The organism is Oscillibacter valericigenes, from assembly GCF_016902445.1.
GTDB lineage: Bacteria > Bacillota > Clostridia > Oscillospirales > Oscillospiraceae > Oscillibacter > Oscillibacter avistercoris.
The window spans coordinates 65,513-75,440 of record NZ_JACSNX010000010.1 but is presented as its reverse complement, the minus strand read 5'-3'; the positions used below and the strand labels follow the sequence as shown (position 1 = coordinate 75,440).

7 protein-coding genes are annotated in these 9,928 nt (G+C 64.8%); all 7 read left to right on the top strand.

What is annotated here, in order from left to right; translation table 11 throughout:
• The first annotated feature begins 542 nt into the window (after nt 1–542).
• The 7 genes from ftsH to arcA all read left to right on the top strand — a co-directional run bounded on the left by ftsH (nt 543) and on the right by arcA (nt 9,164).
• Nucleotides 543–2,414 carry an ATP-dependent zinc metalloprotease FtsH gene (gene ftsH, locus H9X91_RS08380; RefSeq protein WP_338111962.1) on the top strand — a complete coding sequence of 624 codons (1,872 nt, stop codon included), beginning with the start codon at nt 543–545 and terminating at the stop codon, nt 2,412–2,414.
• Nucleotides 2,415–2,789: 375 nt separating this feature from the next.
• Entirely contained in the window at nt 2,790–3,980 is a 1,191-nt protein-coding gene (locus tag H9X91_RS08375) for an ABC transporter substrate-binding protein (protein WP_204804259.1), read from the top strand.
• A gap of 155 nt (nt 3,981–4,135) precedes the next feature.
• The gene (locus tag H9X91_RS08370; protein ID WP_204804257.1) at nt 4,136–5,011 is read left to right on the top strand and encodes a branched-chain amino acid ABC transporter permease; all 876 of its coding nucleotides are present in this window, start codon (nt 4,136–4,138) and stop codon (nt 5,009–5,011) included.
• 14 nt (nt 5,012–5,025) lie between these two features.
• The gene (locus H9X91_RS08365) at nt 5,026–6,195 is read left to right on the top strand and encodes a branched-chain amino acid ABC transporter permease (RefSeq protein WP_204804255.1); all 1,170 of its coding nucleotides are present in this window, start codon (nt 5,026–5,028) and stop codon (nt 6,193–6,195) included.
• Nucleotides 6,192–7,034 carry an ABC transporter ATP-binding protein gene (locus tag H9X91_RS08360; protein ID WP_204804253.1) on the top strand — a complete coding sequence of 281 codons (843 nt, stop codon included), beginning with the start codon at nt 6,192–6,194 and terminating at the stop codon, nt 7,032–7,034. Before H9X91_RS08365 ends, H9X91_RS08360 begins: the two co-directional genes overlap by 4 nt.
• Nucleotides 7,027–7,737: an ABC transporter ATP-binding protein gene (locus tag H9X91_RS08355; protein WP_204804251.1), complete on the top strand. Its 711-nt coding sequence runs from the start codon at nt 7,027–7,029 to the stop codon at nt 7,735–7,737. Before H9X91_RS08360 ends, H9X91_RS08355 begins: the two co-directional genes overlap by 8 nt.
• Before the next feature lie 203 nt (nt 7,738–7,940).
• Nucleotides 7,941–9,164 (top strand): arginine deiminase, encoded by a 1,224-nt coding sequence (arcA, locus tag H9X91_RS08350; protein ID WP_204804249.1) that lies wholly within the window; start codon nt 7,941–7,943, stop codon nt 9,162–9,164.
• Nucleotides 9,165–9,928 lie beyond the last annotated feature (764 nt).

Sequence of the window (9,928 nt, the reverse complement as noted above, 5' to 3'; positions counted from 1 at the left end):
CTCTTTCCGCGCGTTCCGCTTCGCTACGCGCTCCCCCGGCGGGCGTAGGAGCTGTTGCGTTGTCCTATGCTGAAGCCTTCATCGACCACCGGCCAGCGGCAGCGAAAAGAGAAGCTGGATGTATCCCAGACCTCCCCGGGCCGGAGGTTTCCCCAAGGGCAACGCGTTTCCGTCCCTGACTTCTACACGGGACAGCCAACCATCCCCCGCCGGCGGCAGGAGGTCTGCGCGGGCGCAGACCGACCCGCCGAACATTTTTTCTTTTCCACCGGGCGCGGCGCATTTTCTTTTTGATGTCTCTATGCGGGGCCCCCACCGCGCCCCGCGCGGTGGGGAGAGGAGGAGCAAGGGAGCGGGCGCAGTTTTCGCCGCAGGCGGAAACGGAGCTTAGCGGACTTTGCGACGACGACAATGGGGGGCGCATCCCCCGTGGAAGCGGCCCCCAGCGGGCGCTGTTTCTCACGCCCAATCGGGCGATTCCCCGGCCAAACGGCCGCCACCCACACCTCGCCGCCGGACGGCGAAAAAGGAGGCTTCTGCTCGTGACGAAACAAACACGGCTATCCAATCTGAGCTTTATTCTGCTGGCCATCGTCATCCTGCTGTGCGTGAACTGGCTGTGGCAGAGCGACAGCCAGGCGGACCAGATGGAGTACTCCCAGGTCCGCCAGCTGTTCCTGCAGGAGAAGGTGGAGAGCTTCTCCATCGACAGCGGCGGGACGCTGACCATGGAGCTGCGGGGCCAGGAGGACGGCGAAGAGCCCGTCCGGTATGAGCTGTACAGCTTCCAGCTGTTCTATGACGACTTCAACGACCTGGTCCAGGAGCAGTACGCCGACGGGATCATCCTCCACTACGACTACCCGGAGCCCATCCGCACCAACTGGCTGCTGGAGCTGCTGCCCTTCCTGCTGGTGGCGGTGGTCTTTGGGCTGATGTGGTACTTTCTGGTGGCCAGGGCCCAGGGCGGCGGCATGGGGCCGGACAAGATGGCCAAGTTCGGCTCCGCCCACACCCGGACGCTGACGGACAAGGACAAGAAGACCACCTTTGACGATGTGGCCGGCGCCGACGAGGAGAAGGAGGAGCTCCAGGAGATCGTGGAGTTCCTGAAGGACCCCAAGAAGTATATCTCCCTGGGGGCCCGCATCCCCAAGGGCGTGCTGCTGGTGGGCCCGCCGGGCACCGGCAAGACCCTGCTGGCCAAGGCCGTGGCCGGGGAGGCCGGCGTGGGCTTCCTCTCCATCTCCGGCTCCGACTTTGTGGAGCTGTACGTGGGCGTGGGCGCGTCCCGCGTCCGGGACCTCTTTGAGCAGGCCAAGAAGAACGCCCCCGCCATCGTCTTCATCGACGAGATCGACGCCGTGGGCCGCCAGCGGGGCACGGGCCTGGGCGGCGGCCACGACGAGCGGGAGCAGACCCTGAACCAGCTGCTGGTGGAGATGGACGGCTTCACCGCCAACGAGGGCGTGGTGGTCCTGGCGGCCACCAACCGGGCGGACGTGCTGGACCCGGCGCTGCTGCGGCCCGGCCGGTTCGACCGGCAGGTGTACGTGGGCCTGCCGGACATCCGGGGCCGGAAGGAGATCCTGGAGGTCCACGCCAAGGGCAAGCCCCTGGCGGAGGACGTGGACCTGGGTCAGCTGGCCCGGGGCACGCCCGGCTTCACCGGGGCGGATCTGGAGAACCTCATCAACGAGGGCGCCCTGCTGGCCGCCCGGCGGGGCCGGAAGTTCATCACCATGCAGGACCTGAAGGACGCCGAGATCAAGGTCATCGCCGGACCGGAGAAGAAGAGCCGGGTGATCCCGGAGCACGAGCGGAGGCTCACCGCCTATCACGAGGCGGGCCACGCCGTGGTGATGCACGCCCTGCCGGACCAGGACCCGGTGACCCAGATCACCATCGTCCCCCGGGGCCAGGCGGGGGGCATGACCATCTCCCTGCCGGAGGAGGACCGGTCCTACCTCTCCAAGCGGTATATGGAGGACCAGATCGTGGGCCTCTTGGGCGGCCGGGTGGCGGAGAAGCTGTGCCTGGGAGACATCTCCACCGGCGCCAGCAACGACATCCAGCGGGCCAGCCAGATCGCCCGGAAGATGGTGGCCACCTACGGCATGAGCGACCGGATCGGCACCGTGTCCTTCGAGTCCGGCCACGAGGAGGTCTTTATCGGCCGCACCATGACCCAGGGCCGCAGCTATTCCGAGGCGGTGGCGGCCCAGATCGACGAGGAGGTCCAGCGGCTGGTGGCGGCCGCCTACGACCGGTGCGAGCAGATCCTGCGGGATGACCGCGACAAGCTGGAGACCGTGGCGTCCTATCTGCTGGAGCATGAGACCATGGAGCAGGAGGCGTTCCTGGCGGTGTTCGGCGAGGCGCCGGCCCTGTCCCTGAAAAAAGAAGAGACGTGAGCGAGACCGCCGTCCGGACATCCGGGCGGCGGTTTTTTCCCGCCGGAGCGGGGGAATAAACCGGGGGAAACCGTCCAAAACTGTTGGAGTGACGGAAAAAGCCCCTGTTTTTCCAGGGCGGAATTGGCAAAATCACCAAACAGACTGTCTCTGTATTACGGACAAATGCCTGCGCTTTTCTCCGTGAATGTTTGGCATCGTCCGCTATAGAAAGACAAATGACCGGAATATGCGGAAAAATTTTGAACTTTTTTTGAAGGAGCCGGAAAACTTTCTGTGGATTATTCACCTTGAAAAGACTGGAAAAAACCTGTAAAATGCCTTTCATACGTGAGGGAACAGCGATTCTCGATCATTTGTCAGGAGGAAAAGAAGATGAAAAGAGTTTTTGCGCTGGCTCTGACCCTGGTCATGGTTCTGAGCCTGGCCGCCTGCGGCGGCAGCAGCGATACACCTGCCGACGACGGCGGTGCCTCTGAAAGCGGCGATCCCGTGGTCCGCATCGGCGTGTTCGAGCCCGCCACCGGCGACTCCGGCCCCGGCGGCAAGCAGGAGATGCTGGGCATGCAGTACGCCAACCGGGAGACGCCCACCGTGGACATCGGCGGCACCACCTATACGGTGGAGCTGGTCTATGCCGACAACGGCTCCACCACCGACAAGGCGCCCACCGCCGCGGCGGAGCTGGTCAGCAAGGACGTGAGCCTGGTGCTGGGCTCCTATGGCTCCAGCGTGGCCATGGCCGGCGGCCCGGTGTTTGACGAGGCGGGCCTGGCTGCCATCGGCGTCACCTGCACCAACCCCCAGATCACGGCCGGCAACGACTATTACTTCCGGATCTGCTTCCTGGACAACTTCCAGGCCCAGGTGCTGGTGAACTTCGCAAAAGACAAGTTCAGCGCCCAGAAGGCCTACTGCCTGGGCGAGCTGGGCAATGAGTACGACCAGGGCCTGATCGCCTTCTTCGAGCAGAACTTCGACGGCGAGGTCATCAAGGACTCCTTCCCCACCAACACCTCTGACTTCAGCACCTATCTGACCAAGGCCGTGGCGGAGGATGTGGACGTGATCTTCTGCCCCGTGTCCATCGCCTACGCCACCCAGATCGTGAAGCTGGCCGCCTCCATGGATCTGGACATCCCCCTGCTGGGCTCCGACACCCTGGACAGCAACATGGTCCTGGAGGCCGCGCAGGGCAGCAACGTGCAGCTGTATGTGTCCACCTTCTATCAGGAGGGCGGCTCCCCTGAATTCGACGACGGCATCAAGGCCTGGCTGAACGAGGACTCCACCGCCATGACCAACAACGGCGGCAACGACACCATCGCCGCCGTCACCGCCATGGGCTATGACGCCTACTACGTGGCCCTGGAGGCCCTGAAGGCCGCCGGCTCCACCGATCCCGGCGCCGTGAAGGCCGCCCTGCCCGGCGTGACCTATGACGGCGTGTCCGGCTCCATCGCCTTTGACGAGCAGGGCGACGCCATCCGGGACACCGCCTATATCAAGACCGCCGACACCGCCAACAACGCGTGGGCGCTGGAGACGGTCCAGACCGTGGAATAAACGCCTGCCATTCGGCCAGCCTGGCGGGGGGCTCCCCCGCCAGGCGGCTTGTTCTCTTCTGCGGGCGGGGCCGCCTCGAAAGGGGCCGGTGTCCGGCCTTTTTGGAGACGGTCCTTCCCACCCGCCACTACTGAAAGGAAAAGGGGGAACTCCCTGTGCAATACGGAATCTCCATCCTGCTGTCCGGCATCTCGCTGGGCGGGCAGTATGCCCTGATCGCCATCGGCTACACCATGGTGTACGGCATCCTGCGCCTGATCAACTTCGCCCACGGCGACGTGTTCATGGCGGCGGGCCTCATCATGGTCTATCTCAGCGCCAGCCTGCCCATCGGCGCGGCGGTGCCGCTGATGATCCTGCTGACGGTGCTGCTGGGCTTCGTCATCGAGCGGGCGGCCTACAAGCCCCTGCGCTCGGCACCCCGGATGAGCGTCATGATCTCCGCCATCGGCGTCAGCTATCTGCTGCAGAACCTGGCCACCTATATCACCGGCGGCCTGCCCCAGATGTATCCCAATCTGCCGGTGCTGTCCGATCAGATCACCATTGCCGGCACGTCCACCAAGATGGTGACGGTGATCACGCCGTTCCTGGTGGTGGCCCTGGTGATCGCGCTGACCCAGCTGATCAACCACACCAAGATCGGTATGGCCATGCGGGCCGCCTCCCGGGACTTTGAGACGGCGCAGCTGATGGGCATCAAGATCAACAACGTCATCAGCTTCACCTTCGTCATCGGCTCTCTGCTGGCGGCGGTGGGCTCGGCCCTCTACTTCACCAACTATCCCTCCATCGTGCCCCTGTCCGGCTCCCTGCCGGGGCTGCGGGCCTTCGTGGCGGCGGTGTTCGGCGGCATCGGGTCCATTCCCGGCGCCGTGGTGGGGGCCTTCCTCATCGGCCTGAGCGAGACGGTGATCAAGAGCTCCGACTGGAGCGTGTTCTCCGACGCGTTCACCTTCGCGCTGCTCATCATCATCCTGGTGGTAAAGCCCACCGGATTGTTCGGTGAGAAGTCCACCGATAAAGTGTAAAGGGGGCGGTCACGATGCTGCAAGAGAAAAAGAGCAAACGGGGCACATGGATCGCCCTGGGCTGCGTGGCAGCCCTGCTGATCCTGGTGATGGTGCTGGAAAACACCATGCAGCCCACCAGCATGCTGTTCACGGTGCTGAAAAAGGGCGCCGTGTACGCCCTGGTGGCGGCCTCCCTGAACCTGCTGAACGGCTTTACGGGCCTGTTCTCCCTGGGGCAGGCGGGCTTCATGCTGCTGGGCGCCTACACCTACGCCATTCTGACCATCCCCTCCGCCGACCGGGAGAGTGTCTACTACCTCTACGGCGGCTCGGCGGTGAACTTCTCCCTGCCGGAGCTGTTCGGCGGCGGCACCCTGGGGCTGATCCTGGGGGTGCTGGCGGCGCTGATCCTGGCGGGCTGCGTGGCCGCTGTGGTGGCCTGGCTCATCGGCCTGCCGGTGCTGCGGCTGAAGAGCGACTACCTGGCCATTGCCACCCTGGGCTTCGCGGAGATCATCCGGGCCATCTTCCAGTGGGACGCCCTGGGCCCTGTCACCAACGGCGCCAACGCCCTGAAGAACTTCCCCACCTTCTCCAGCTTCAATATCGAGAACGCCAATGGAGAGGTGGTGTTCCGGCTGTCCACCTTCGTGCCCTTCCTGCTGGCGGCGGTGTGCATCGGCATCATGGTGCTGCTGATCAACTCCACCTACGGCCGGGCCTTCAAGGCCATCCGGGAGGACGAGGTGGCCGCCGAGGCCATGGGCATCAGCCTGGCCAAGCACAAGCGGATGGCCTTCTGCATCAGCTCCTTCTTCGCCGGTGTGGGCGGCGGCATGTTCGCCATGTTCGCCAACCAGGCCCAGGCCAAGACCTTCACCACCTCCATGACCTATGAGATCCTGCTGATCGTGGTGATCGGCGGCATCGGGTCCATCTCCGGCAGCTGCATCGCCTCGTTCCTGTACGTGGCGGCCAGCGAGTGGTGGCTGCGGTTCCTGGACACGGAGACGTATATCGGCGCCTTCAAGGTGCCCTTCCTGCGGACCGGCTTCCGGATGGTGGTGTTCTCCATCATCATCATGGTGGTGGTGCTGTTCTTCCGCCGCGGGCTGATGGGGGACCGGGAGCTGGGTGACGTGGCCCGGAGCCTGGGGAGACGCCTCTCCGGAAAAGGGAAAAAGAAGGAGGCGGTGAAATGAGCGGCAACATCCTTCAGCTGGAGAATATCACCATGCAGTTCGGCGGCGTCATCGCCGTGAACAACATGAACCTGGAGGTCCGTGAGGGGGAGATCGTCTCCCTGATCGGCCCCAACGGCGCCGGCAAGACCACCGCCTTCAACGTGATCACCGGTGTGTACCAGCCCACCAACGGGGCGGTGTGGTACCGGGGGGAGAAGATCGTGGAGAACTACCCCCAGGGCAAGATGAAGAAGCTGTACAAGGGGGAGCACGCGGGGGAGTACACCCACGTCCTGGCCCCCACCCCGGACAGGATCACCCGGATGGGCATGGCCCGGACCTTCCAGAACATCCGGCTGTGGAAGGACCAGACCGTGTTCAACAACGTGCTGACGGCCATGCACTGCCGGTCCACCAGCAACCTGTTCTCCGCCACCTTCCGGCTGAACCGGAAGGAGGAAGAAGCCCAGCGGCAGCGGGTCTCCCAGCTGCTGGCGGAAGTGGGCCTCAGCAATGTGGCCGGGGAGAAGGCCAACTCCCTGCCCTACGGCAAGCAGCGGCGGCTGGAGATCGCCCGGGCCCTGGCCACGGACCCCCAGCTCCTGCTGCTGGATGAGCCGGCGGCGGGCATGAACCCCCAGGAGACCGACGAGCTGACGGCCTTCATCGGGGAGATCCGCTCCAAGTTCGGCCTGACGGTGTTTTTGATCGAGCACCACATGGACCTGGTCATGGACATCTCCGACCGGATCTACGTGCTGGACTTCGGCAAGCTGATCGCCGACGGCACGCCGGCGGAGATCCAGAACAATCAGCGCGTCATCGACGCGTACCTGGGGGTGGCGGAAGATGCTTAAAATTCAGGATTTGAAAGTGTCCTACGGCGGCATCCAGGCCCTGCGGGGCATCGATCTGGAGGTGCCGGACGGCAAGATCGTCACCCTGATCGGCGCCAACGGCGCCGGCAAGTCCACCACCCTGCGGACCATCACCGGCCTGGTGAAGGCGGAGTCCGGCTCCATCCAGTGGAACGGGGAGGAGCTGCTGGGCAAGTCCATCGACAAGATCGTGGCGGCGGGCATCGCCATGAGCCCGGAGGGCCGGCGTGTGTTCGCCGACCTGACGGTGCTGGAGAACCTGAAGCTGGGGGCCTATCTGCGGAAAGACAAGGCGGAGATCGAGAAGGACCTGAAGTGGGTGTTTGAGCTGTTCCCCCGGCTGGAGGAGCGGAGCTGGCAGTCTGCCGGCACCCTCTCCGGCGGCGAGCAGCAGATGCTGGCCGTGGGCCGGGCCCTCATGTCCCGGCCGAAGCTGATGATGCTGGATGAGCCCTCTCTGGGCCTTGCCCCGCTGGTGGTGCAGGACATCTTCTCCATCATCCGGGAGATCAACCGGCAGGGGGTGACGGTGCTGCTGATCGAGCAGAACGCCAACATGGCCCTGAAGATCGCGGACCTGGCCTACGTGCTGGAGACGGGGCGCATCACCATGTCCGGCACCGGCGCGGAGCTGCTGGCAAACGAAAAGGTCAAGGAGGCCTATCTGGGCAAGCACAGATGATCATATGGAACGGAAAAGGAGAGAGGCGCAGCCTCTCTCCTTTTTTTGCGGGCGGCAGTCCGCCGCCGGGACGGAAGAACGGACGGGATGTCCGTTCTTTTTTTCGGCGGATCTGCCGGAACGGCGCATGAAAACGGAAAATCCAGAGACCCTAAACCAGAGCGATTTCCCTGTACCTTTCCCAGAACAAAGGAGTGAGCTTTTTGGAAACCGGAATTCACAACACCTCCGAGATCGGGCGGCTGAAGAAGGTGCTGCTCCACCGCCCCGGCGGGGAACTGGAAAACCTGATGCCGGAGTATCTGGAGCGGCTGCTCTTTGACGACATCCCCTATCTGAAGGAGGCCCAGCGGGAGCACGACGCCTTTGCCGACTGCCTGCGCCAGCAGGGGGTGGAGGTGGTCTACCTGCGGGACCTGGTGGCGGAGTCCATCACCGACGCCGACGTGCGCGCCGACCTGATCCGCCAGTTCCTGGAGGAGTCCGGCGTCAGGGACGACCGCCTCCGGGAGAGCCTGGAGGACTACCTCTCCGCCCTGCCGGACAAGGAGATGGTGTCCGCCATGATGGCGGGGGTCCGCAAGTCCCAGCTCCGGACAAACAGCGCCCGGCTGGGGGACTACCTCTCCGCCGCCGGGGACGATTATCCCTTCGCCGTGGATCCCCTGCCCAACCTGTATTTTACCCGGGACCCCTTCGCCACCATCGGCACCGGCGTGTCCATCCACAAGATGCACACCGCCACCCGGAACCGGGAGACCCTGTTCGGCAAGTTCATCTTCGAGCACCACCCGGACTACCGGAACGTCCCCCGGTGGTATGACCGGGGCGAGACCTCCTCCCTGGAGGGCGGCGACATCCTGATCCTGTCCCCCCAGGTGCTGGCGGTGGGCATCTCCCAGCGGACGGAGGAGGACTCCATCGACGCCTTGGCGGAGACGGTGCTCTCCGAGAGCAAGACGTTCCGCAAGCTGCTGGCCTTCGACATCCCCAAGAGCCGGTCCTTCATGCACCTGGACACGGTGTTCACCATGGTGGACCGGGACAAGTTCACCGTCCATCCCAACATCCTCCAGCAGATCACCGTGTTCGTCATGGAGCTGGACGAGAACCGGAAAATGAAGATCCGCCAGGAGGACGGCCGCCTGGAGGACATCCTGAAGGAGCACCTGGGGCTGGACCGTGTGACGCTGATCCCCTGCGGCTCCGGCAGCGAGATCGACGCCGCCCGGGAGCAGTGGAGCGACGGCTCCAACACGCTGGCCGTCGGCCCCGGCGAGGTGGTGGTGTACTCCCGGAACGCCGTCACCAACCGGGCGCTGGAGGAGGCGGGGATCCGGCTCCACACCATCCCCAGCGCGGAGCTGTCCCGGGGCCGGGGCGGGCCGCGGTGCATGTCCATGCCGCTGTGGCGGGAGGATCCGTAAGCGGCCGCTGGGCGGGGAATGCGGGCCGCCGGACGGCGGCCACCGGGTCTCTGCTCCCGCAGGGGGGGCTTGTCCAGCCAGGATGCACCCCCCATTTCTCTTTTGTCGTGCCAAAAGAGAAACGGGCCGTGCACGGTCCAAAGAGAAAAGCGTTAGGCGCGCTCCGGTGCAGTGGCCCTCCGCGCGCGACGGGGTCGGCGGATCGGTGCCTGCTCCGATTTTGCCTGGCCTTCGGGCACGCTAGGGTCTTCTGCCAGGTCGATACTGCCGTCCCGTGGCGGATGGTGCCCAGGTCGTCGGGGTGCAAGGACGCATTTGACCAGCTCCTCCTTCCGCGCGTTCCGCTTCGCTACGCGCTCCCCGGGTCGGCGTAGAAGTTGTTGCGTTGGTCTATGCTGAAGCCTTCATCAACCACTGGCCAGCGGCAGCGAAAATCGGCGCAAAGGGTATCCCAGATTTCCCCGGGCCGAAGGTCTCCCCAAGGGCGGTGCGTTTCCGTCCCTGACCGCCGCAAGGGACTGCCAGCCATCCCCCGCCGGCGGCAGGAGGTCTGCGCTTGCGCAGACCGACCCGCCGAACATTTTTTCTTTTCCACCGGGCGCGGCGCATTTTCTTTTTGGTGTCTCTATGCGGGGCCCCCGCCGCGCCCCGCGCGGTGGGGAGAGGAGGAGCAAGGGAGCAGGCGCAGTTTTCGCCGCAGGCGGAAACGGAGCTTAGCGGACTTTGCGACGACGACAATGGGGGGCGCACCCCTGTGGGAACAG